At 70.6% G+C, this 21,544-nt stretch carries 28 protein-coding genes; 25 read left to right on the top strand and 3 right to left on the bottom strand.

The window, feature by feature from the left end:
* Positions 1 to 68: 68 nt before the first annotated feature.
* Complete coding sequence (locus SVTN_RS11535) at positions 69 to 800, top strand: hypothetical protein (protein ID WP_041129015.1); 732 nt, start codon at positions 69 to 71, stop codon at positions 798 to 800.
* A gap of 139 nt (positions 801 to 939) precedes the next feature.
* On the opposite strand, the gene SVTN_RS11530 is transcribed toward SVTN_RS11535, so the two are convergent.
* Both SVTN_RS11530 and SVTN_RS11525 read right to left on the bottom strand, forming a co-directional pair.
* Positions 940 to 1,629, bottom strand: coding sequence for an HAD family hydrolase (locus SVTN_RS11530; RefSeq protein WP_041129014.1), 690 nt, complete (start codon positions 1,627 to 1,629; stop codon positions 940 to 942).
* Entirely contained in the window at positions 1,619 to 2,485 is an 867-nt protein-coding gene (locus SVTN_RS11525; protein ID WP_041129013.1) for a GntR family transcriptional regulator, read from the bottom strand. Before SVTN_RS11525 ends, SVTN_RS11530 begins: the two co-directional genes overlap by 11 nt.
* A 659-nt stretch (positions 2,486 to 3,144) precedes the next feature.
* Here SVTN_RS11525 and SVTN_RS11520 point away from each other — a divergent pair.
* From SVTN_RS11520 to SVTN_RS11430, 21 genes are all read left to right on the top strand, one after another.
* Positions 3,145 to 3,411, top strand: a complete 267-nt coding sequence (locus SVTN_RS11520) for a DUF6284 family protein (RefSeq protein ID WP_041129012.1) — start codon at positions 3,145 to 3,147, stop codon at positions 3,409 to 3,411.
* A complete protein-coding gene (locus tag SVTN_RS11515) occupies positions 3,408 to 3,596 on the top strand; it encodes a hypothetical protein (protein ID WP_041129011.1) in 189 nt (62 codons plus the stop codon). Before SVTN_RS11520 ends, SVTN_RS11515 begins: the two co-directional genes overlap by 4 nt.
* On the top strand, positions 3,593 to 4,192 hold the full coding sequence (locus SVTN_RS11510; RefSeq protein ID WP_041129010.1) for a hypothetical protein: 600 nt from the start codon (positions 3,593 to 3,595) through the stop codon (positions 4,190 to 4,192). The genes SVTN_RS11515 and SVTN_RS11510 overlap by 4 nt, the downstream gene beginning before the upstream one ends.
* A complete protein-coding gene (locus tag SVTN_RS11505; protein WP_041129009.1) occupies positions 4,189 to 5,067 on the top strand; it encodes a hypothetical protein in 879 nt (292 codons plus the stop codon). The genes SVTN_RS11510 and SVTN_RS11505 overlap by 4 nt, the downstream gene beginning before the upstream one ends.
* The gene (locus tag SVTN_RS11500) at positions 5,064 to 5,399 is read left to right on the top strand and encodes an RRQRL motif-containing zinc-binding protein (protein WP_041129008.1); all 336 of its coding nucleotides are present in this window, start codon (positions 5,064 to 5,066) and stop codon (positions 5,397 to 5,399) included. Before SVTN_RS11505 ends, SVTN_RS11500 begins: the two co-directional genes overlap by 4 nt.
* A 25-nt stretch (positions 5,400 to 5,424) precedes the next feature.
* On the top strand, positions 5,425 to 5,805 hold the full coding sequence (locus SVTN_RS11495) for a DUF6251 family protein (RefSeq protein WP_041133795.1): 381 nt from the start codon (positions 5,425 to 5,427) through the stop codon (positions 5,803 to 5,805).
* Position 5,806: 1 nt separating this feature from the next.
* A complete protein-coding gene (locus tag SVTN_RS11490) occupies positions 5,807 to 6,001 on the top strand; it encodes a hypothetical protein (protein ID WP_041129007.1) in 195 nt (64 codons plus the stop codon).
* 112 nt (positions 6,002 to 6,113) lie between these two features.
* Positions 6,114 to 6,320: a DUF6257 family protein gene (locus tag SVTN_RS11485; RefSeq protein ID WP_041129006.1), complete on the top strand. Its 207-nt coding sequence runs from the start codon at positions 6,114 to 6,116 to the stop codon at positions 6,318 to 6,320.
* A gap of 89 nt (positions 6,321 to 6,409) precedes the next feature.
* Positions 6,410 to 8,533, top strand: coding sequence for an FtsK/SpoIIIE domain-containing protein (locus SVTN_RS11480; RefSeq protein WP_041129005.1), 2,124 nt, complete (start codon positions 6,410 to 6,412; stop codon positions 8,531 to 8,533).
* Between the two features lie 203 nt (positions 8,534 to 8,736).
* On the top strand, positions 8,737 to 8,913 hold the full coding sequence (locus SVTN_RS44220; protein WP_159026437.1) for a hypothetical protein: 177 nt from the start codon (positions 8,737 to 8,739) through the stop codon (positions 8,911 to 8,913).
* A 29-nt stretch (positions 8,914 to 8,942) separates the two neighbouring features.
* Positions 8,943 to 9,131 carry a hypothetical protein gene (locus SVTN_RS11475; RefSeq protein WP_041129004.1) on the top strand — a complete coding sequence of 63 codons (189 nt, stop codon included), beginning with the start codon at positions 8,943 to 8,945 and terminating at the stop codon, positions 9,129 to 9,131.
* Between the two features lie 19 nt (positions 9,132 to 9,150).
* On the top strand, positions 9,151 to 9,306 hold the full coding sequence (locus SVTN_RS44215) for a hypothetical protein (RefSeq protein WP_159026436.1): 156 nt from the start codon (positions 9,151 to 9,153) through the stop codon (positions 9,304 to 9,306).
* A gap of 8 nt (positions 9,307 to 9,314) precedes the next feature.
* On the top strand, positions 9,315 to 9,662 hold the full coding sequence (locus tag SVTN_RS11470; RefSeq protein ID WP_041129003.1) for a hypothetical protein: 348 nt from the start codon (positions 9,315 to 9,317) through the stop codon (positions 9,660 to 9,662).
* A gap of 85 nt (positions 9,663 to 9,747) precedes the next feature.
* Entirely contained in the window at positions 9,748 to 10,476 is a 729-nt protein-coding gene (locus SVTN_RS11465) for a DNA cytosine methyltransferase (protein ID WP_041129002.1), read from the top strand.
* 35 nt (positions 10,477 to 10,511) lie between these two features.
* On the top strand, positions 10,512 to 11,312 hold the full coding sequence (locus SVTN_RS11460; protein ID WP_245727891.1) for a bifunctional DNA primase/polymerase: 801 nt from the start codon (positions 10,512 to 10,514) through the stop codon (positions 11,310 to 11,312).
* 1 nt (position 11,313) lies between these two features.
* Positions 11,314 to 12,789 carry a hypothetical protein gene (locus SVTN_RS11455; RefSeq protein WP_041129000.1) on the top strand — a complete coding sequence of 492 codons (1,476 nt, stop codon included), beginning with the start codon at positions 11,314 to 11,316 and terminating at the stop codon, positions 12,787 to 12,789.
* A 429-nt stretch (positions 12,790 to 13,218) separates the two neighbouring features.
* On the top strand, positions 13,219 to 13,440 hold the full coding sequence (locus SVTN_RS11450) for a helix-turn-helix domain-containing protein (protein WP_041128999.1): 222 nt from the start codon (positions 13,219 to 13,221) through the stop codon (positions 13,438 to 13,440).
* A gap of 82 nt (positions 13,441 to 13,522) precedes the next feature.
* Positions 13,523 to 14,788: a tyrosine-type recombinase/integrase gene (locus SVTN_RS11445; RefSeq protein ID WP_041128998.1), complete on the top strand. Its 1,266-nt coding sequence runs from the start codon at positions 13,523 to 13,525 to the stop codon at positions 14,786 to 14,788.
* 154 nt (positions 14,789 to 14,942) lie between these two features.
* Positions 14,943 to 16,406: an aldehyde dehydrogenase gene (locus SVTN_RS11440; RefSeq protein ID WP_041128997.1), complete on the top strand. Its 1,464-nt coding sequence runs from the start codon at positions 14,943 to 14,945 to the stop codon at positions 16,404 to 16,406.
* The gene (locus SVTN_RS11435; RefSeq protein WP_041128996.1) at positions 16,406 to 16,639 is read left to right on the top strand and encodes a ferredoxin; all 234 of its coding nucleotides are present in this window, start codon (positions 16,406 to 16,408) and stop codon (positions 16,637 to 16,639) included. Before SVTN_RS11440 ends, SVTN_RS11435 begins: the two co-directional genes overlap by 1 nt.
* Positions 16,640 to 16,732: 93 nt before the next feature.
* Positions 16,733 to 17,284: a hypothetical protein gene (locus tag SVTN_RS11430; protein WP_041128995.1), complete on the top strand. Its 552-nt coding sequence runs from the start codon at positions 16,733 to 16,735 to the stop codon at positions 17,282 to 17,284.
* A gap of 2 nt (positions 17,285 to 17,286) precedes the next feature.
* On the opposite strand, the gene SVTN_RS11425 is transcribed toward SVTN_RS11430, so the two are convergent.
* Positions 17,287 to 17,925 carry a TetR family transcriptional regulator gene (locus SVTN_RS11425; protein WP_041128994.1) on the bottom strand — a complete coding sequence of 213 codons (639 nt, stop codon included), beginning with the start codon at positions 17,923 to 17,925 and terminating at the stop codon, positions 17,287 to 17,289.
* A 217-nt stretch (positions 17,926 to 18,142) separates the two neighbouring features.
* Here SVTN_RS11425 and SVTN_RS11420 point away from each other — a divergent pair, with 217 nt between their 5' ends.
* From SVTN_RS11420 to SVTN_RS11410, 3 genes are all read left to right on the top strand, one after another.
* A complete protein-coding gene (locus SVTN_RS11420) occupies positions 18,143 to 19,477 on the top strand; it encodes a glycosyltransferase family 4 protein (protein WP_041128993.1) in 1,335 nt (444 codons plus the stop codon).
* A gap of 154 nt (positions 19,478 to 19,631) precedes the next feature.
* The gene (locus SVTN_RS11415) at positions 19,632 to 20,366 is read left to right on the top strand and encodes a class I SAM-dependent methyltransferase (RefSeq protein ID WP_041128992.1); all 735 of its coding nucleotides are present in this window, start codon (positions 19,632 to 19,634) and stop codon (positions 20,364 to 20,366) included.
* Positions 20,363 to 21,448 (top strand): prenyltransferase, encoded by a 1,086-nt coding sequence (locus SVTN_RS11410; RefSeq protein WP_041128991.1) that lies wholly within the window; start codon positions 20,363 to 20,365, stop codon positions 21,446 to 21,448. The genes SVTN_RS11415 and SVTN_RS11410 overlap by 4 nt, the downstream gene beginning before the upstream one ends.
* The last annotated feature ends 96 nt before the right edge of the window (positions 21,449 to 21,544 follow it).

Raw genomic sequence — 21,544 nt, 5'->3', positions numbered from 1 at the left:
AGACGTTTGCGCCCTTTGGAGGGTCCAGGCCCGTAACATCTACGCTCCGGACCTCAGGGGGACAGCACATGATCGACCCGTTGACCGCCGGCCTCACCGCAGACGGCCTCCTTCGCGCAGGGGCTGGTATCGCCGGCTCTTCCATCAGCGGTGCTATGCAGCGCCCGAAGATCACGTTGATCAAGCTGGGGAGCCGTGACGAGCGCCGCGAGGCGTACGCCAACTTCCTGATGGCTTGCCTCGCCCTCAACCACATCCTCGAGGTGCATATCGCCGATAAAGTGGGGACTGAGGTGGACTCGACGACGGTGAAGGCGGACCTGAAGCGCTTGGTTGAGATGTCCAAGCAGCCCGCCTTCGCTGCCGAGTGCGCGATTGCTGAAATGACGATGGTCGCTACCGAGCCAGTCCTAATTGCTGCCGATGTGGTCCGTGATGTGTTGCTCAACTGCGTGATGGTTGAAGCGATGACGGGCATCATTAAATCGGCTCGTAGAAAGAGCCCGGAGCACCAGCTCGCCAGCGACGCCTTTACGGAGGCTTGCCGGGCGTACATTGCTGTGTGTCGCAAGGACCTCTGGTACACCCCGCGCTGGTGGCAGTTCCATCGCCAAGTGGGCAAGCTGGCTGTGTGGGCTTGGAAAAAGGCCAGGAGGATCGGTCCTCTGCCTGTCGAGATTGAGAAGGCCCTCGATGCTGGCGCTCTTCATCAGATCGATGCCCGGGGAAAAATTGGTAAAGACTCTGATGGTAAGCCTCGACCCGGCAGTGTGATTCCGCAGCAGGGCGGGCGAAATTGATGGAGATCCGGAATTAGTTCTCAAGGGAGGTCGGTTCGTGGGTTGGCGTGGAGCAGTCTGAGCAGTCGCCCAGAAGTCCTTCCGATGCGGGCGGGGGTGTCGAGCGGGCTGCTCAGTAGACGCGCTCCACTAACGCCCGTCACGCCCGAGTGAGGGCGCGAGCGATGACTTGCATGTCGGCGACCACCAGACCAGCGCCGGCGGCGGCGAGCGCGTCTTCCTTGCCCGGCTTGTTGGCGAATCCGACACTGCCCGCGCCCGCTGCTCGTGCGGCCTCGATATCGGTGACGGAGTCACCCACCAATGTCGACCGCTCGGGCGATACACCGAGGATTGCTGCGGCTTCCAGCAACGGGTGCGGCGACGGCTTCATGAGGTCCGGACGCAGGGCCGGTCGGCCGACCACGACCTCGACGGCTCCGGACAGCCCTTGCGCCGCGAGGTAGGCGTGCACGCAGTCGGCAGAGTTGTTGCTGACGACGGCTACGCGTCGCCCTGAATCGCGCGCGGCCGCCATGGCCTCGACGGCCCCGTCAGTCGGGGCCCCAGCGACCCCGACGGCCCGAATCTCCGCGTCCGTGAGCGCCGCCTCAACGGCAGCCAGGACATTCTGCCCGGCCTCGCGTGCGAGCTGGTGAACCATCATCGGATCGTCCGTCGCGTGGGCCGCGTCGGCGAGTTCTGGGGCGAGCGTGGCGAGCAATGCCGAGAGATCCTTTGCGACGCCGGGGGCGGGGAGCCCCTGGAAGACGTGGCAGATCGGGCCGTCGAAGTCGAAGAGGATCGCGTCGTAGTCCGCGAGCACGTCAGTCAGTGCATCAGAGTGCATCTGCGGTGGTCTCCCGTCCGATCGTTTCCCACACACTGTCGAACCACATCTGCGCCTGCTCCACCTGCTGGGCCCCGCTGGACGAGGCGCCGTCGTTGAGGGAGTGGTGAAACAGGATGGTGTCCTTGCCCACCAGGTCGTAAATCTCGATGGCTTCCCCCTGCGCGACCACCTTGTTGGGGCGGATCGGGTAGTAGCCGAAGAAGGCGTCTTCCTTGTTGACGATGTAGAGCTTGAAGAACTGCGTGCTTCGGTGGGTGCGCACGCTGACCTGGCCTTCCTGGACGAGCCCCAGGTGCTCCAACTCGCTGATCGAGTCCGTGATGCTGCGGGTGTAGCCGACCATGATGTCGTGCATGCGTGCCCGGAGCCGGGGATCGTCGGCGCAGTCCTCGCGGCGTACGGGCGCAGCCTGCGGGACGCTCATGTCGGGAACGAGGATGCGCACCCGAATGCTTGTGGGCGTGAGCCGTCCGGTGCGGATCTTGTCGAGCGGTTCCTGTAGGGCGCCGTGGAGCGTTTCGCTGGAGAACCCGGCGAAGTCGATCGTCACGTTCCGGCTGGCGAAAGCCTGCTCCACGTACGGACGAAGCCCCGCTGGCCGTTCGGTCCGGTGGCGGACGAACACGCCACTGCCCTTGCGCGAGACGACGAGCCCTTCGTCTTCCAGGTCGCGGAGCGCCCGCTGAATGGTGGCGCGCGCGAAGCCGTAGTGCTCCGTCAGCTTCGCGTGCGACGGCAGCTTCTCCCCAGGTCCGAGCCGCCTGGTGCGAATAGCCGCGCCCAAGCTGCGGGCCACCTGCTCATACGGCGGTCGGTCGTCGTCGGGATCCAGCGGCTCAAGCTCAAAGGTCATGCCTCGATGCTACGGCGAACCTGACTATTTGGGCAGCCTGGCTAGTCACATGTTGACGTGGCTAGCCAGGCTGGCTATGTTCTTCCTGTGCCCACCGGGCTAGCCAAGTGAGTCAGGCTGAACGGGTGAGTTGCGCCTTAAGGCGCAGGTCAGGGGTGCGCACGCACAACCGATCTAGCGCCCGGAGAGGCCCGTGAAACGGCCGCGAAGGAAGCGTTCGTGGCTTGAGAACTGAACAGTGGACACAGAACGACAGGCATCTGCGACAAGCCGTAGGCCCTGCCGCACGAACACTCCGGGTCGCCCTTCGGGTCGGCCGAGGAGTCCTCTACGTGCGGTGAGACAAGGGCAGAGATCGCATCCACACCACGCACTCATGTCCGCCCCGATGGAGGCCGACGTGAAGCGACGAAGACCCTGGGCGCCGCCTCCGCTGGACCGGCGGAGCGGCCGCGCCCACCGCGTCACCTGACCTCCGCAGCCGCTCGGCGGTTGCGGCCGGTTGCCTCCCTCGCCCGTCCGGCCCCGCTCGCGGGTTCCGTACGGGCGGGGTCGAGGGGAGCCGGAGGAAGTCCCCCTGGTTCTAACGGCGAGAGGCCCCGGTGTCCTACCACCGGGGCCTCGGTTCGGGCCGTTCCTGACTGGAAGGAACACACCCAATGAAGTCCATCGCTGCACTTCAGGCCGCTGTTACGGCCGCCGGGTTCGACGGTGAGCCGTCGGACGCGGAGCTGGGCGCGGTCGAGCTGGAGATGCCGCTGATCCTGGCGGAGGTCGACCTGCTCGACGCGCAGATCATGACCCTCGACCGTCCGGCCACGGAGCTGGACGAGCGGCGGATCCGCCGGGCCCGCAACCGGGTGATGGCGGAGCGCCGGGACCTGACGAACCGCGCCGGCCTGGCGCAGGCGGGCGGTGCCGCGTGAACCCCCTCGTCTTCTGGGTCCTCGGGCTCCTGTGCATCGCCGTAGAGATCTGGTGCGCCGTCACCGGCATCAAGGACGGGGTGTCCGTCGCCGCCATCGCCGGGTTCGGCGTGATCGGCGTCGACCGGCTCCTGCTCCGCGCCGACCGCTGCGAGGAGTTCGCCGAGGCGGGTGAGGAGCGATGACCACCGCAGCCCAGCATCCGGTGTTCCTGGATCACCGGGGCAACCCCAGGCCCGTCAAGGAGTCGCCGCTCACCTACGAGCAGGCTCGGCTCGGCATGGCCTTCCACGAGGCCGGTCACGCTGTGCTGGCCATGTCCTACGGCATTCACGTGGCCAGCAGCGAGGTCATCACCTGGACCGTCGAGAAGGACGGATGGGGCCTCACCGGCGACACCAATACGAACGTCGGCAGCGTCAACGCGTGGCACTACTCCGCGGTGTGCGCGGTCGGCGCGCTCTCCGAGGTGCAGTACCTGATGGTCCACGGCCTGTGGACGCCGGAGCGGGCCGCCATTTGCGCCGCCGAGCACGACCGGGCTCATGCCGTCGACGTGCTCGCCGTGCACGGCATCCGGCTCGCCTGCGACCACGTCCCGTCGGGCGGGAAGTCCTGGGGGCAGGTACGGGGCATGGCCCGCCGTCGGATGGACCACCTGTGGCGGGAGATCCGCACCGTGGCCCACGCCATGAACGAGGCGACCAGGCTCACCGGCGAGCAGATCGCCGCCATGACCGGCCTGACCAACCCGCCCCTGCCCGAGGCGGTGGCGCGATGAAGAAGCAGCTGGCGACCGCCGCCCCGGCCGTCGCGGTGACGGTCGTGTCGATGGTCCTCACGCTGGCCGTGGTGGTGATGTGGCTCGGCGGCTCGATGCCGTGGCCGATCACTCTGGTGGTCGGGCTCGGGCTCGACGGCGGCTGGCTGGCCACCCTCGCCTACGAACGGCGCCTCGCCGCGCAGGGCGACCACTCCACCCCGGTCACCGTCGTGGGGTGGGTGTTCGGTCTCGCCGCCACCGGCGTCCTGGTCGCCCACGCACTCGGCGAGGAGTCCACCGGGGCGTGGCTGGCGGTGTCCTGGCTGCCGCTCGGGGCCAAGTTGCTGTGGCTGGTGCACGGGATGTGGGAGCGGACCGCGCTCACCCCGGTCGCGCTGGATGCGATCCGGGGCATCCAGCAGGAGGCTCGGGACGAGGCGGCCGTGGCCCGGGCCCGGCTGCGGGCGCAGGCGGGCACGGAGGAGACCCGGCTGACGGCCGTGACGGAGGCCGGGTCACGCGTCGCACGGGTCCAGGCCAAGACCGCCGAACGGCTCTCCGGGGCGTGGGCGACGCTGGAGGCGGCCCGGCAGGGCGAGGGCACCGCACGGGCCCTGACCTGCGTGACTGAGCGCGTCACACCCGGGGCACAGCCGTCGTGGGAGCTGCCCGTCTGGAGCGCGGCCGAGGCCCGCGCGCTCCTGGAGTCGGCGCCGGCTCTCTCCGACACCGACATCGAGTGGATCGTCACCGACATCATCGGCACCGAGGCCCAGAAGGGCCGGTCGGTCTCCTACCGGGAGGTGGCGACGCTCTTCCGGGAGGCTGGTCACTCCGCCTCGGAGACGCGGCTGCGGGCCGCCTGGCGACGTGTCACCACCACCGCTTCATGAGCACGCTCCCCGTCTACCGCTGGCGCCTGGCCCCCGAAGGGCTCGCCACGGTCCGGCAGCTGCGGGCGCTCGGGCTGCGGCCCGGCGGTCAGCCGGTCGTGGCCCAGCTCGAACGCCCCCGCCGCCGGCGCGAACCGCTCATCGCCTTCCTCTACCGCATCGACCGGGCCCTCCCGGTCCGGCCGATGACCCCCGCCAAGCGGGCAGCCCTGGAACGGGCGAACGCGGCCCGGCGGCTCTGCCCGGAGTGCGGGCGGGACGCCGGGTACCGGATCCCGCCCTCGCTCGGCATGTGCACCCCCTGCGCCTACCCCGACACCACCGCCGCCTGAGCGGCCACGAGAGGACGTGACCTCCGTGAACCACCTCCCCGAACCGGTCCGGGTCGTGCAGCTCCCGGACGGCACCTACACCTACGCCGACCACCTCCCCGCCATCCAGCCCGCCGCGCCGCAGGTGGTCCATCAGCACATCCACCAGGCGCCGCCCGACAAGACGGTTCAGCGGATCGCGCTCGGCTCCGGCGTCGGGGCCGGCGCGGTCGCCGCCGGGGTCTACTTCGGCCCGCTGCTCGTCGGCGCGCTGACCGCGATCGCGGCGAACCTGGCCCTGCTCGCCTTCCTCGCCGCCGTCCTGTCCTGGGGCGTCGTGACCGTCGTGCGGTCGGTCGGCGGTCCGGACGGCAAGGCCGCCGCCAAGACCCTCGCCAAGGCCCGTCGCTCGCGGAAGGGGAAGTGACATGTTCCGTGCCGGAGACAAGGTGTTGATCGTCGCCTGCGAGGACGACCCCCGCGCCATCGGCAAGACCGGCCGGGTCCTGGACGAGGTCCCGCCGGGCCCGCTCACCGACGGCCGCTGGACCGTCGACCGGATCGGCCTGTTCATCGCCCCGGTCCTGGTCCACGCCCACGAGATCCGCAAGGTCGGGTCCTGACCCGACCCGCCGCCGGTCACACCTCGCAGGACTGACGCCTGCCTGCGGCCCCCGCCCGGTTGTGGGGGCCGTGGGGAGTCGGGACAGCCCCGGCCCCGGAAGGGACCGCACCGTGACCAGCAGGAAGAACACCGAGGACACCACGAAGACCCCCAAGCTGACCGCCGGGGAGAAGACGCAGGTCGCCTGGTACGTCGCCCGCATGTGCAAGCGCGGCATCGCCGGCGAGACCGTCTACCAGGGCGACCTGGAGGCCAAGGTCGACCGCGTCATCGACAAGGCGCGCGAGCGCGCCGAGAAGAACGCCAAGCGCAAGTAGCTGTGCCCCGGGGCGGCCGACAGCCGCCAAGCATCCCGACCGCCCCGGGCTTTTCCCTCCACCCTTTCGAGCGGCAGGAGATACCCAGCATGACCGACAACGTGGTTAGCCTGTTCAAGGACCCGCCTACCGAAGAAAAGCCCAGCGCTCCGACCCTGACGGTCGTTCCGGAGCAGCCCGAACGGTCCCGCCCGGTGCGGGTGTTCCTGCGTACGCGCCGCGCCGTGACCGGTGCGGTCAAGCACGAGCGGACCCGGCAGGCCGCGCGGCTGACCGTCCGGCACGGTTCCTACCTGATCGGCGGCACCCGGGTGGTGACCCGTCGTGCGTGGGACGGCCGCACCGGCGCCCGCTACGAGCGGCTGTTGCGGGCGGCGGAAGCCGCGGGGAACTACGAGGCGGCCGGCGAGTGGGAGGAGCGGCTGCACCGCTTCCGCGAGCAGCGGCACAAGCGGCGCATGGACCTGCTCACCGCCCCGCAGGACGCCGCGAAGAGCGCGGCGATCGGCACGGCCACCGGCATCGGCGGCCTCCTCGCTGTCGGCGTCGCCCTCGCGATCGCCACCAAAGATCCGGCCGACGTGGTCACGCCGCTGATGGCGCTGATCGAGCTGATCCGGCTGCTCGTCGTCATCGTGCAGATGGTGTGGGGGCCGCTCGTCGCGATCGGGCCGTGGCTCGCGCTCGCCGGACTGTGGGCGGTCGGGCGCCAGCGCGCCACCGCCCCCCAGTGGGCTCTTCCCGCCAAGCAGCGTTCCGACGACGCCGGGGCGCCGATCACCCCGTCCATCGTGGTCACCGCCCTGCGCGACCTGGGCATCGCCCCGCTGCGCAACGCCATCAAGGAGATGGGCGACGCCGGCGCACAGATGCTCGGCCCGATCCGGATCGCCGGATGCGGTGTGGAGGTCGACGTCACCCTGCCCTCCGGCGTCTCCACGGAGGAGGTGCAGAACCGGCGTAAGAAGCTCGCGGAGAATCTGGCCCGCCACGAGCACGAAGTGTTCATCACGATCCCGGAGGCGGCCCGCACGGTGCGGCTGTGGATCGCGGACTCCGGCGCGCTCGACGAGCCGATCGGCCCCTCTCCGCTGGTCACCGACGAGACGATGAGCGCCGACTACGCCAAGGGCCGCGCCCCCTGGGGCCAGGACCTGCGCGGCGACGCCGCCACGATCAGCCTCTACCAGCGCCACATGCTCATCACGGGCCTGTCCAACCAGGGCAAGACCGCGTCCCTGCGCGCGCTCGCCTTGTGGCTCGCCCTGGACCGCCGGGTGGAGTTCCGGATCGCCGACCTCAAGGGCGTGGGCGACTGGGGCATGTTCGACGGCATCGCCACCGTCCTGATCCAGGGCCCGACCGACGAGCACGTCATCGACGCCACCGAAATGGTCGAAGGCCTGGTCGAGGAGATGGAGCGCCGTCTCCAGGCCCCGCCCGGCACCAAGTTCGACCCGCTGATCGGCATCGTGGACGAGGCGCAGGTCGCGTTCATGTGCCCGGCCGTCGGCGAGGACAAGCGCCCCTATGGCGGGTCGAAGGCGACGTCCCGGTACTTCATGGCGGTCCGCAAGATTCACAACCAGGGCCGCGCGGTGGACGTGCTGATGTGGGAGGGTACGCAGGACCCGACCGACCAGAACCTCCCCAAGCTGGTCCGCGAGGGCGCCCACACCCGCGTCTCCCTCGTCCTGGGCACCGAGTCCCAGGCCCGCATGGCCCTCGGGGACAAGGCCGTCGACGGCGGCGCCGCCCCGCACCTGCTCCGCCAGGGTCTCGACAAGGGCACGGTCGTCATCGCCTCGGACGGCATCAAGATCCCGGCCGGGCAGCCGTCCATCACCGTCCGCACCCATTTCATCGACGACGACGACGCCAAGGCCGTGGCCCAGCGGGCCCGGAACTTGCGGGACGGCGTCACCACCCTGAGCGCCGTCGAGCCCTCGCAGACGGCCGTCGACGCGCTCGCCGACATCGACCGCGTCCTCGGCGACGAGCCGAAGCTGCTCACCCAGGAAGTCCTGCGCCGCCTCGCCGCGCTCAACCCCGGCGAGTACCGCGAGTGGACGTTCTCCGACCTCCGCCAGGTCCTCGAAGCGGCCGGCGCCCCGCCGCGCAAGTCCGACGGACGCATGGTCGTCGACGGCCTCAGGGTCGCCGACGCCCTCGCCCGACGGGCCGACCAGACCCCCGAAACGGCCTCCCGGTGACAGGGAGACGGGCAGGGAGGCAGGGAGAACTCCCTGACCGCCTCCCTGACCCGCCTCCCTGGCTCTGATCAGCGCAAACACCCTTCCAGGGAGGCAGGGAGGCACCCCAGCTCAGGGCCCTGAAACCCCCTCCAGGAGCCCTCTGCGGGCCATCTCTGCCTCCCTCCCTGACCACTCCACCCGACCAAGGAGACAACCCCATCATGGCTCGGACCACCTACACCACGGCCGCCGGATACACGGTCGAACTCAGCGACACGCTCTTCAAGGCCTACCTCTACTGCGCCGGGTGCGGCTCCGGCCGGCACATCAGCAAGCACGGCGCCGACCGCGTTGCCAACGACCACGCCGCCACCTGCCGCCGCACCCCCCGCCGCTGACCCCCACCGTCGAACGGAGACCCCTTCCCGTGGCCCTCACCGTCTCGCTCGTCGCCCTGTTCGGACTCGTCCTGTTCTTCCTCCTGCGCTCCCGCACCCTCGGCCCCGGCGCCGCGTTCATCGCCGCCGGCTTCGGGTTCTTCCTCGCCTCCACCGGCGCCGCCCGCCCCATCAACCAGCTCGCGGCCTCGCTCGTCGAGGCCGCCTCCAACCTCTGACCCGAACCCAGGAGGAGCAATGCCGAACGGCCCGAGCAAGCCCCCGAAGCGACACCCCGGCCTGGCCTCCACCACCCCCGGCGGCCTCGGCTACATGGGCTCCCGCCCCAACACCTCCCCGCGCGGCAGCGAGACCCCCGACACCCGCCGCCGCCCCCGCCCCAAGACCTCCTGACCCCTGCCATGACCTCTCTCCTCGACTGGGGCGACGGCCGGCACTTCGACCCCACCCGGGACCGGCCGTGCTGCCTGTGCGGCAGGCCCACCCCGCTGCGGTCCCACGCCGGAGAGGCCGTCCACAAGGTGTGCGCGGAGGACTGGAACGCGACCCACCCGGCCGAGGCCCGTCGCTACACCCCGCCGTCCAAGGACCGGCCGCAGCACGACGTCGGCACCTGGCGCTTCCACAACGACGGCCCCACCACCGACACTCGTGCGCCCGTCCTGACTCCGGTCACCACCGACTCCCCGCAGCCCGCCGTCGTCGATGTCGACGTCGAGCCAGGGCAGCGTGGCCTGTTCGCCGCGTGACAGCAACAAGGGCGGCCCCCGTCTCGGCAAAGTCCGGGGCCGCCCTCACATCCAGCACTAAGCAAGAGAACTGGAGACACCCAGCATGACCCAACCCACCCTCATTCGGCGAGAGCACGCCGCCCGGCCGCTCCTGTTGGACCTGTACTCGTGCGCCGGCGGCGCCGGACGCGGGTTCGACTGGGCCGGGTTCGACGTCGTCGGCGTCGACATCCGCCCTCGCCCGAACTACCCCTTCACCTTCGTCCAGGCCGATGCCTTGGAGTACCTCTCCGCCCTGATCGCCTCCGGGGAGATCGAGCGGTACGCGTTCATCCACACCTCGCCGCCCTGCCAGGCCGGATGCGCGCTCACCGTCGGTACCAACCGGTCCAAGGGCTGGGGCGGCACCCACGTCGACCTGGTCCCGCCCACTCGTGATCTGCTGGAGGCGTCCGGCCTGCCGTACGTGATCGAGCAGCCCAACGGCAAGGCGGAGATCCGCAAGGACCTGACCTTGTGCGGCGAGCAGTTCGGCCTCGGCGTGCTGCGGCACCGGAACTTCGAACTCGGCCGGTGGAGCGTCGCCCAGCCCGCGCACGTCCCCCACCGAGGTCGAGTGCGGGGGTGGCGGCACGGGGAGTTCTTCGACGGCCCGTACGTCGCCGCGTACGGCAACGGCGGCGGAAAGCCCACCATCCCCGAGCTTCAGGCCGCCATGGGCATCGACTGGACCGACGTCCGGGAGGAACTCACCGAGGCCATCCCGCCCGCCTACACCCAGTGGATCGGCGCCGCGTTCCTGGCTCAGGTCCGGGCGGGGGTGGCGGCGTGAACAGCATCCCCGCCACCGCCCTCGGCCTCGCCGAGATGGGGCTGCCGGTCCTGCCCCTGCGGGCCGACAAGCGCCCCCTCGGCAACTGCCGCGCCTGCGAGGACCTGGCGTGCGGTGGACGCCCGAACATGGCTACCCCCGGCCCCTGCGCCTGCCCGTGGCCCTGCCATGGCTGGGCCGCCGCCACCACCGACCCGACCGTCCTCACCTCCCCGCAGTGGGCGGCCGCATGGCGCCGGACGCGGGCCATCGGCTACCACCCCGGCGGCGCCGGCGTGACCGTCGTCGACCTCGACAACCCGGCCGCCGTCGACTGGGCCCGCACCCACCTTCCGCCCACCACGACCGTGCCCACCACACGCGGACAGCACTGGATCTACTCCGGCACCATGCGCTCAGTGAACGGCGTCCGGGACGGCGTCGACCTGAAGTCCCTGATGTCCTACGCCCGGTGGCTCGGCCCCGGCACCGGCACCCTGGCGGAGCTGCCGGACACGGTGCGCGCGCTCGCCGAGAAGGAGCCCGCCGCCGTCCGGCCGGCGCCGCGTGCCGTGACCGTCTCCGCGCCGACCGGGGGCGGGGAGTGCCGGCACCGCTCGCCCGCCTACCTGGAGCGCGGTATCGCCATGGCCGAGCAGCGCATCACCGACGCTACGAGCGCCATTCACACCACGGTGTACCGGACGTTCCTGGCGGTGCTGTCCGCCCACGGCCGGTGCGGCTGCCTCACCGAGGCGCACATCGGCCGCCTGTTCACCGCCGCGCAGGCCAAGGGGGAGTTGCCCCGGCACTGCACCGAGGCGTGGTCCAACGCCCAGACCGCACTGGGGATGTGACATGTCCGAGGACGATAAGAATCCGGCCCGCGAGGTCATCTCCACCTACGCGCAGGCCCACTTCCGGTACTTCCGCACCGCCGACGGCACCGTCTACGCCCAGCGCAACGGCCACCCCGTCGCCCGCCCGATCCGCTCCCAGGGAACGACGGGCAGCCACCGCCAGGAACTCATCGTCGGCCTGTTCAAGGACGGCTACGGCGTCTTCAACGGAACCGCACTCAAGGAGGCTCTGGACTTGATCGAGGCACTGGCCATCACCGAGCAGGTACAGCCCGTCCACATCCGCGTCGCCCCCGGCTTCGACGGGGCGACCTGGCTCGACCTGGGCCGCGACGACGGCAAGTCCGTCCGCATCCACCCCACCGGATGGGATATCCGCACCCCCGACCCGCAGGAGGTGTGCTGGCGGCGTACCCAGCTCACCGGGGAGCTCCCGCTGCCGGCCAGGGACACCAACGGCAAAGGCATCGACCTGCTGATGCGGCTGTGCAACTTCGCCAACGCCCAGACCGAGAGCCTGGCGATCGCCTGGCTCATCGGCTGCCTGGGGCCGTCCGTGCCCGTCCCCGCCCCGTTCCTCACCGGCCCCCAGGGCGCGGGCAAGTCCACCGGCGCGCGGATGCTCCTGCGGATCATCGAGGGTATGAGCAGCGACCTGCGCCGCGCCCCGAAGGACGAGGAGAACCTCATCGCGGCCGTCGCCGCCGGATGGGTCACCGCGCTCGACAACCTCTCCCACCTCGGCCCGGACCTCTCGGACCTGATGTGCTGCATCGTCACCGGCGCCGAGACCATCAAGCGGGCCCTGTTCACCGACGGCGACGTCGTCCGCTCCCGCTACCGCAAGCCCCTGCTGCTGACTGGCATCGACGTCGGCGTCATCCGCCCCGACCTCGCCGAACGCCTCCTCCCGCTGCGTCTGGAGCGCCCGCTCGTGCGGCGGACCGAGGCGGAATTGTGGGCGGAGTTCGAGGAGATTCTCCCGGTCATCCTCGGCTCGCTGCTCGACCTCACCGTCAAGGTCCGCGCCGCCCAGGCGCAGATCCCGACCGACCTGCGCATGGCCGACTTCGCCCACCTGTGCGCGCAGCTTGACGCGGCCACCGGCTTCGGCGCGCTGGACGCCTACCGGACCAGCCTGGACGACCTGAACGACGATGTCATCGAGGGCGACGTGCTCGCGCAGACCGTCCTCGACCACGCCGCCGGCATCGATCCGGGCGCGGACGTTCGGATGACGTCGTCCGAGTGGTTGCACTGCCTCACCCAGCTCTACACGCGCGACGGCCTGCGGCCCGCGCCGAAGGGGTGGCCGACCACCGGAAAGGTCCTCTCCGACCGGCTCAAGCGGCTGCAGCCCGTCCTGGCCGCGCGCGGTGTCGTCGTCGACTGGGGCCGTACCAAGACCGCCCGCTACATCGAGATGTCCCGCCCGCCGCAGCCGTCGCCCGACACGCAGGCCGGGATGTTCTAGACCGCGCCGCACGGGCCACCGCACAGGCAAGAGGAGCACGCCGCCACGCGGGGACGTGCTCCTCTTGCTCTTCGGCGGCCGCGCCGCCGCTCCAAAGGCGTGCCGCTCTGCGGCTCCCTCTTCACGCATTGAGGCGCGCACAACAACAGACACCACCCTCTCTTTTTCCTAAGAGAGAAACGCTGCGTCACCTGTGTCACGGACGGCCGGAAACGGCACCTGACCAGCAGTAACGGCGGTGACGCAGACGCCAAAGTCTGCGTCACTCCGCGTCACCCGCGTCACCCGTGACGGAGAGCCTGCGTCACCAATGACGCAGACCGCGCACCCTTGCGTCACTGAAACCCGCAGGTCAGACGACCGAGTGACGCGAATGACGCGATGACGCAGAAATCCCGACCTCGGACACATCCGAGAGGAGAGCTGCGGATGGCATCCGCCTTGACCACCCTGCGATCCGGACTCCCCGACCGCTACCTCACCCCCGATGACATCGCCGAGCTGTTCGGCGTGCCTCTGGAGACCGTCTACCAGTGGCGCCGAAAGCGCACCGGCCCGCCCGGCTTCCGGGTCGGGAAGCACGTCCGGTACGACCCCGTCGCCGTCCAGCAGTGGACGCGTGAGCGCATGGCCGCCGACTTGGCCGCCTGAGACACAACCGATCGATCCAACCCCCGGGGCGCGGCCATGCGGTCGCGCCCCACGGCTTTCCCTGAGAGAGGCACAGCACCACATGGCAGGTCACATCCAGGACCGTTGGTTCAAGGTCGAGCAGGGCGCCGACGGCAAGACCCGGCGCGTTAAGACGGACCGCTACGGCACGGGCATGCGCTACCGGGCCCGGTACGTCGGCCCCGACGGCACAGAGAAGTCCAAGAGCTTCCCCGACCGGCAGAAGCGCCTCGCCGAGCAGTGGCTGACGAGCATCGAGACGGACATGGCCAGGGGCGAGTACATCGACCCGAAGGTCGGACGCACCACCTTCCAGCAGTACGCCGAACGTTGGGTCGCCGCGCAGACGACGGACGTCTCCACGCGCACCGGAGCCGAGTCCAGGATCCGGCTGCACGCGTACCCGTACATCGGGTCCCGCCCCCTCGGTTCGTTCCAGCCCGAGCACATCCGGGAGTGGCTGCGGAAGCTGGAGGACGCGGGCCTGGCCGCGTCTACCCGGCGGACCATCTACGCCAACGTCTCGGCGGTCTTCACGGCCGCCGTGGACGACCGGCTCATCGCGCGGAATCCCTTCCGTGCCGCTTCGGTGAAGGCGCCGGCACAGGCTTCGAAGCGCGTTCGCCCGTGGAGCGTTGAGCAGGTGTTCGCGGTGCGAGAGGCGCTCCCAGCCCACTACCGGGCGATGGTCGACGTGGGCGGCGGCTGTGGGCTTCGGCAGGGCGAGATCTTCGGGCTTCCGGTCGACGAAGTCGGCTTCCTCACGGGGTGGTTGCACGTCGGCTATCAGGTGAAGCTCATCGGCGGACGAGCCGTCTTCGCCCCGCCGAAGCGCGGCAAGGTGCGTGACGTTCCCTTGCCCGTGCACGTGAGCCGCGCGCTGGCCGCCCATATGAAGGAGTTCCCGCCCGAGGAGGTCACGCTGCCGTGGGAGACGCTGAACGGTCCGCTCGTGACCAAGCGTCTGATGTTCACGACGGAGGAGGGCAAGGCCGTCGGCCGGCACTACTTCAACACCGCCTCCTGGAAGCCCGCCCTCGTGGCCGCGGACGTCATCCCGGCTCCTGAACCGGGGGAGAGGCCCAAGGAGTCGCGCGAGGACGGCATGCACGCGCTGAGGCACTTCTACGCCTCCGTGCTGCTCGACGCGGGCGAGAACATCAAGGCGTTGAGCGGCTATCTGGGGCACGCCGACCCCGGCTTCACGCTGAGGACGTACACCCACCTCATGCCGAGCAGCGAGAGCCGCACCCGGAAGGCTGTCGACGACGTCTACAAGGCGCGCGGCGAAGCACCCGACGGCCCACAGACGGCCCAGGCGGCATGACGACGGCCCCCACCAGTGGCAAAGCTGCTGGTGGGGGCCGGTTTGGCCTCAAGTCTGGCCAAGTATAACTAGAACTGGTATCAGTTCTGAAGAACCGTCAGGAACATCGTCGGAACTTCAACGGGCAATTCCATCTCCCCGGGAGGCAGCGGTCATGACCGAGCTTGTGGAGCACGGAAAGCTGTTCATCGGCGGGGAGTTGACCGATCCCCTCGGCGACGGGGTCATCGAGGTGATCTCCCCGCACACCGAGCAGGTCATCGGCCGTGTCCCGCACGCCTCCGAGGCCGATGTCGACCGGGCCGTGGCCGCCGCCCGCGCCGCCTTCGACCACGGCCCCTGGCCCCGGATGACCGTCGAGGAGCGGATCGCGGTCGTCACCCGCATCAAGGACGCCATCGCCGTCCGGTACGAGGAGATCGGCCGCGTCATCAGCTCCCAGAACGGCTCCCCGTACTCCTGGTCCGTCCTCGCCCAGGCGCTCGGCGCGATGATGGTCTGGGACGCGGCGATCACCGTCGCCCGGGACTTCCCGTACGAGGAGCGGCGCGGCGGTGTCCTCGGGCCGCTGCTCGTGCGGCGCGAGCCGGTAGGGGTGGTCGCGGCGGTCGTCCCGTGGAACGTGCCGCAGTTCACCGCCGCCGCCAAGCTGGGGCCCGCGCTGCTCGCCGGCTGCACGGTGGTCCTCAAGCCCTCGCCGGAGTCGCCGCTCGACTCGTACATCCTCGGTGAGATCGCGGCGGAGGCCGGGCTCCCGGAGGGGGTCCTGTCGATCCTGCCCGCCGACCGCGAGGTCAGCGAGTACCTCGTCGGCCACCCCGGCGTCGACAAGGTCTCCTTCACCGGATCGGTCGCCGCCGGCAAGCGGGTCATGGAGGTCGCCTCCCGCAACCTCACCCGCGTCACCCTCGAACTGGGCGGCAAGTCGGCCGCCGTGATCCTCCCCGACGCGGACGTGGCGACCGCCGTCGCCGGGATCGTCCCGGCCGCCTGGATGAACAACGGGCAGGCGTGCGTGGCCCAGACCCGCATCCTCGCGCCCCGCTCGCGGTACGAGGAGATCGCGGAGGCCCTCGCGGCGGCGGCCGGCGCGCTCGTCGTCGGCGACCCGCTCGACCCGGCCACCCAGGTCGGTCCGCTCGTCGCCCGGCGCCAGCAGCAGCGCTCCCTCGACTACATCGGGATCGGGCAGGCCGAGGGCGCCAAGGTCCTCACCGGCGGCGGACGTCCGGCCGGTCTGGAGCGCGGCTGGTACGTCGAGCCGACCCTCTTCGGCGACGTCGACAACTCGATGCGGATCGCCCGCGAGGAGATCTTCGGCCCGGTCATCTGCCTCCTGCCGTACGGGGACGAGGCCGAGGCCCGGCGGATCGCGAACGACTCCGACTTCGGGCTCAGCGGCAGCGTCTGGACCGGGGACGTGGAGCACGGCATCGACTTCGCCCGTGGCGTCCGCACCGGCACCTTCAACGTCAACACCTTCAGCCTCGACATGCTCGGCCCCTTCGGCGGCTACAAGAACTCGGGCCTGGGCCGGGAGTTCGGCCCCGAGGGCTTCGGCGAGTACCTGGAGCACAAGATGATCCACCTGCCCGGCGGCTACGAGGGCGGGGCGTGATGGGGGACCGCTGGCACGTCGAGGTCGACCGGAGCGTCTGCATCGGCTCCGGCATGTGCGTCAACCACGCCCCGGACGGCTTCCGGCTCGACACGGCCCGTCAGTCCCACCCCCGCGAACCGGAGACCGACGCGGGCGAACGCCTCCTCGCGGCGGCGGAGGGCTGCCCGGTGGAGGCCATCCTCATCACCCTGGCGGACGGCGGGGAACCGGTGTTCCCTCCGGAGGAGTAGCCCTGTCGGGACGAGCAGCCGTTTCCACGTGCAAAACTAGGCCCCTTGGTCACGGGGGCAAGGGGCCTTCGTGCGCGCGGAATTGGGAGTGTTGTGCGCAAGGCGATGTGGGTGGCCGCGGCCGCCGGTGTGGCGCTGCTCGTCTCGGGCTGTGGCAGCGAGGGCGGTACGGACAAGGGCGGTTCGTCCTCGGCCGGTTCCTCCTCGGCCGGTTCGGCTTCGACGGGCGGTTCGGGCGGGGGCTCGGAGGCGGGCGACGGCACGCTCACCGCCGACGCGGTGAGCAAGGAGATCGAGAGCGCGGCGACCGCCGCCGGCTTCGCCGAGGACCCCACCGGCGACCCGGTGGCGCCCGAGCTGAAGAACTGCATGGTCACCTGGAACGCCGACGCCGAGAAGGCGGCCGACCCGAAGAAGTCCTACGACGGCACGGTCACGGCCCTCGCCAAGGGCGGCTGGGCCGAGGGTAAGGGCCTCGCGCAGGGCGGCTCGGAGATCAAGACCTTCACGAAGAGCGGCTGGCAGCTCAAGGCCAGCAACCACTCCACCGGGCCGCTGAAGATGGTGATGTTCATCGCCACCGACACCGGCCCGGAGTGCGAGGCGCTCTTCGCGGCCGACCTGAAGAAGAACAAGAAGCCCTGAGGTCACTCGCCCCCGGGAGCGGCACCCGCCCCGGGGGCGGTCAGGTCGATCAGCCGGCAGACCGTCTCGATGTCGATCTTCACCTGTGCGATCGAGGCGCGTCCGGACAGCCAGGTGATCAGCGCCGAGTGCCAGGTGTGCTCGATCACCCGGACCACCGAGAGCTGACTCGGGGTCGGATGCTCCGCCCCCATCGCGTCCAGGATGATCGCGGTCGTCACCCGGGAGACCGTGTCGACCTCGGGGCTCACGCTGCGGTCCGCGAAGGTCAGCGCCCGCACCATCGCGTCGGCCAGCTGCGGTTCCCGCTGCAGCGCCCGGAAGGCGCGCATCAGGGTCTCGGCGACCCGTTCCGCCGGGTCCGCGCCGGCGGGCGGCCGCTTCCGCAGCGTGGTGTGCATGTGCTGGAGCTGGTCCTGCATGGTCGCCACGAGGAGGTGGATCTTGGAGGGGAAGTACCGGTACAGGGTGCCGAGGGCGACCCCCGCCGCTTCGGCGACCTCCCGCATCTGCACGGCGTCGAAGCCGCCCCGGGCCGCGAGCTGGGCGCTGGCGTTCAGGATGCGGCGCCTCCGCGCCTCCTGGCGCTCCGTGAGGGGCGGCGACGCGGCTCTGTGGTCCGCTCTGCTGTCTGCGGTCATGAGGTCCCGTTCCGTGCGGCTTCCGTTCGGTGGGGAGCGACAGTATGGCCGTGCCGCCGCCGTGGCGCGAATCACCTGTTCCGGCTCTCACCACGGAGCTACCTGCCGGTAGATTCTGTGCTCCTTGAAGGATCAAGAACGATCAAGTCTGTAACTTGTTCTAGATTAGCGCGAGCGGTTACGCTCCCGCGAAACGCACGCTCGAAGGGGGTCGCGCATGACCGCTGAGGCCATAGAGGCAAGCCCCCGACAGGGCGTCACCGCGGCCGGTGACGGTCCGTTGCGGATCGCTCTCCTCACGTACAAGGGGAACCCGTTCTGCGGGGGCCAGGGCGTCTACGTCCGGCACCTCTCCCGCGAGCTCGTCCGCCTCGGCCACAGCGTCGAGGTCATCGGCTCCCAGCCGTACCCCGTCCTGGACGAGGGCGAGGACCTCGCGGGGCTCAAGCTCACCGAGATAGCCAGTCTCGACCTCTACCGCTCGCCGGACCCCTTCCGGACCCCGAAGCGCGAGGAGTACCGGGACTGGATCGACGCGCTCGAAGTCGCCACCATGTGGACCGGCGGCTTCCCCGAGCCGCTCACCTTCTCCCTGCGGGCCCGGCGCATGCTCGCCGCCCGCCGCGGCGACTTCGACGTCGTCCACGACAACCAGACCCTGGGGTACGGGCTCCTCGGCGGGCCGCGCGCGATCGGCGCGCCGCTCGTCACCACGATCCACCACCCCATCACCGTCGACCGGCAGCTCGAACTCGACGCCGCCGCCGACTGGAAGCGCCGCGCCTCCGTCCGCCGCTGGTACGCCTTCACCGGCATGCAGAAGAAGGTCGCCCGCCGGCTGCCGTCCGTCCTCACCGTCTCCGGCACCTCCCGCCAGGAGATCGTGGAGCACCTGGGCGTACGGGAGGAGCGCATCCGGGTCGTCCACATCGGTGCCGACACCGACCTGTGGTCGCCGGATCCGTCCGTCGCCGAGGTCCCCGGGCGGATCGTCACCACCTCCAGCGCCGACGTCCCGCTCAAGGGCCTGGTCTTCCTCATCGAGGCGCTCGCCAAGCTCCGTACGGAGAACCCCGAGGCGCACCTCGTCGTCGTCGGCAAGCGCGCCGAGGACGGGCCGGTGGCCGCCGCGATCGAGCGGTACGGGCTCGACGGCGCCGTCTCGTTCGTCAAGGGCATCAGCGATGCCGAGCTCGTGGACCTCTACCGGTCCGCGCAGGTCGCGTGCGTGCCGTCGCTGTACGAGGGGTTCTCGCTGCCGGCGGCGGAGGGGATGGCGACGGGGACCGCGTTGGTCGCGACGACGGGCGGCGCCATCCCGGAGGTTGCCGGTCCCGACGGCGAGACCTGCTTGGCGGTGCCGCCGGGGGATGCCGGTGCGCTGGCCGCTGCGCTGGGGCGGGTGCTTGGCGATCCCGAGCTGCGGGCTCGGCTGGGTGCCGCCGGGCGCGAGCGGGTCCTGGCCAACTTCACCTGGGCGCGGGCCGCGCAGGGGACGGCCGAGCTGTACCGCGAGGCCGTGGCCCGTCAGGGAGCCGGAGTCCGCCGGTGACACCCCGCCGTCGGTGCCGGGTGCGGCCCGGTGGGTCGGTTGTGCCCACCCGTTCCGCCCCGCGGAACGCCTGCCCACAACCGAGCGGCGGCGCCCACCCACAACTAGGCGGCGACTGCCCGCAACCACTCTCCAACCGTGAAAGGCAGACCTCGTGCTGACCGTCGACTTCACCCGTTTTCCGCTCGCCCCCGGCGATCGTGTGCTCGATCTGGGCTGTGGTGCGGGGCGGCATGCCTTCGAGTGCTACCGGCGTGGTGCCCAGGTCGTGGCGCTCGACCAGAACGGCGAGGAGATCCGCGAGGTCGCCAAGTGGTTCGCCGCCATGAAGGAGGCCGGCGAGGCCCCGGCCGGTGCGACCGCCACCGCGATGGAGGGCGACGCCCTCAACCTGCCCTTCCCCGACGAGTCCTTCGACGTCGTGATCATCTCCGAGGTCATGGAGCACATCCCCGACGACAAGGGCGTGCTCGCCGAGATGGTCCGCGTCCTCAAGCCGGGCGGCCGGATCGCGATCACCGTGCCCCGGTACGGCCCCGAGAAGGTCTGCTGGGCGCTCTCCGACGCGTACCACGAGGTCGAGGGCGGCCACATCCGCATCTACAAGGCCGACGAGCTGCTCGCCAAGATCCGGCAGGCCGGCCTCAAGCCGTACGGCACCCACCACGCGCACGCGCTGCACTCGCCGTACTGGTGGCTCAAGTGCGCCTTCGGCGTGGACAACGACAAGGCGCTGCCGGTCCGCGCGTACCACAAGCTCCTGGTCTGGGACATCATGAAGAAGCCCGCCCTGACCCGGGTCGCCGAGCAGCTGCTCAACCCGGTCGTCGGCAAGAGCTTCGTCGCCTACGCCACCAAGCCCCACCTCCCCAAGGCCGACGCCCAGTGACCTCTCCCGAGCGGATCGCCGAGCACCTCGTCCTGCCCGGGGTGCTCACCGCCGAGCAGGCCGCCGAGACCGTGGCCGGGATACTCGCGGTGCAGCGCGAGGACGGCGCCATCCCCTGGTTCCGGGGCCACCACCTGGACCCGTGGGACCACACCGAGGCCGCCATGGCCCTGGACGCGGCCGGCGAGCACGAGGCCGCCGCCCGCGCCTACGCCTGGCTCGCCCGCCACCAGAACGGCGACGGCTCCTGGTACGCGGCCTATCACGACGGCGACCCGGAGCAGGTCACCGACCGGAGTCGCGAGTCCAACTTCGTCGCGTACATCGCGGTCGGCGTCTGGCACCACTACCTGTCCACCGGCGACGACGCCTTCCTCGACCGGATGTGGCCCGTCGTCTACGCGGCCGTCGAGTTCGTCCTCGGGCTCCAGCAGCCCGGCGGCCAGATCGGCTGGAAGCGCGAGGACGACGGCACGCCGGTCGACGACGCGCTCCTCACCGGCAGTTCGTCGATCCACCAGGCACTGCGCTGCGCCCTCGCCATCGCCGAGGTCCGCGAGGAGGCGCAGCCCGACTGGGAGCTGGCCGCCGGGGCCCTCGGCCACGCGATCCGCCGGCACCCCGAGCGCTTCCTCGACAAGTCCCGCTACTCGATGGACTGGTACTACCCGGTCCTCGGCGGCGCGGTCACCGGGACTGAGGCCAAGGAGCGGATCGAGGCCTCCTGGGACGCCTTCGTCGTGCCCGGCCTCGGCGTGCGCTGCGTCGTCCCCAACCCGTGGGTGACGGGCGGCGAGAGCTGCGAACTGGCCCTCGCGCTCTGGGCGATGGGGGAGTCCGACCGGGCCCTCACGGTCCTCCAGGACATCCAGCACCTGCGCGCCGCGAACGGCATGTACTGGACGGGGTACGTCTTCGAGGGCGCCACGGAGGGCGACAAGGCCGTGTGGCCCGAGGAGCAGACCGCCTGGACCGCCGGCTCCCTCCTCCTCGCGGTCGCGGCCCTCGGCGGCGAGGAGGCGACCGTCGCCGTTTTCGGCGGCGACCGGCTCCCCGCGGGCCTGGCCCCGGACTGCTGCTGAGCATGCTTTCCCGCGCTCTAGGATGTGCGCGTTCATGAGTGGCATGAACATGCGCAAGGTGCGGGAGAGCAGAGTCAAGTGGACCGTCAAGGGTCT

Source organism: Streptomyces vietnamensis, from assembly GCF_000830005.1.
Classification (GTDB): Bacteria; Actinomycetota; Actinomycetes; order Streptomycetales; family Streptomycetaceae; genus Streptomyces; species Streptomyces vietnamensis.
Note: the sequence above shows the minus strand (reverse complement) of the source record. Positions and strands in the feature narration are given on the sequence as shown.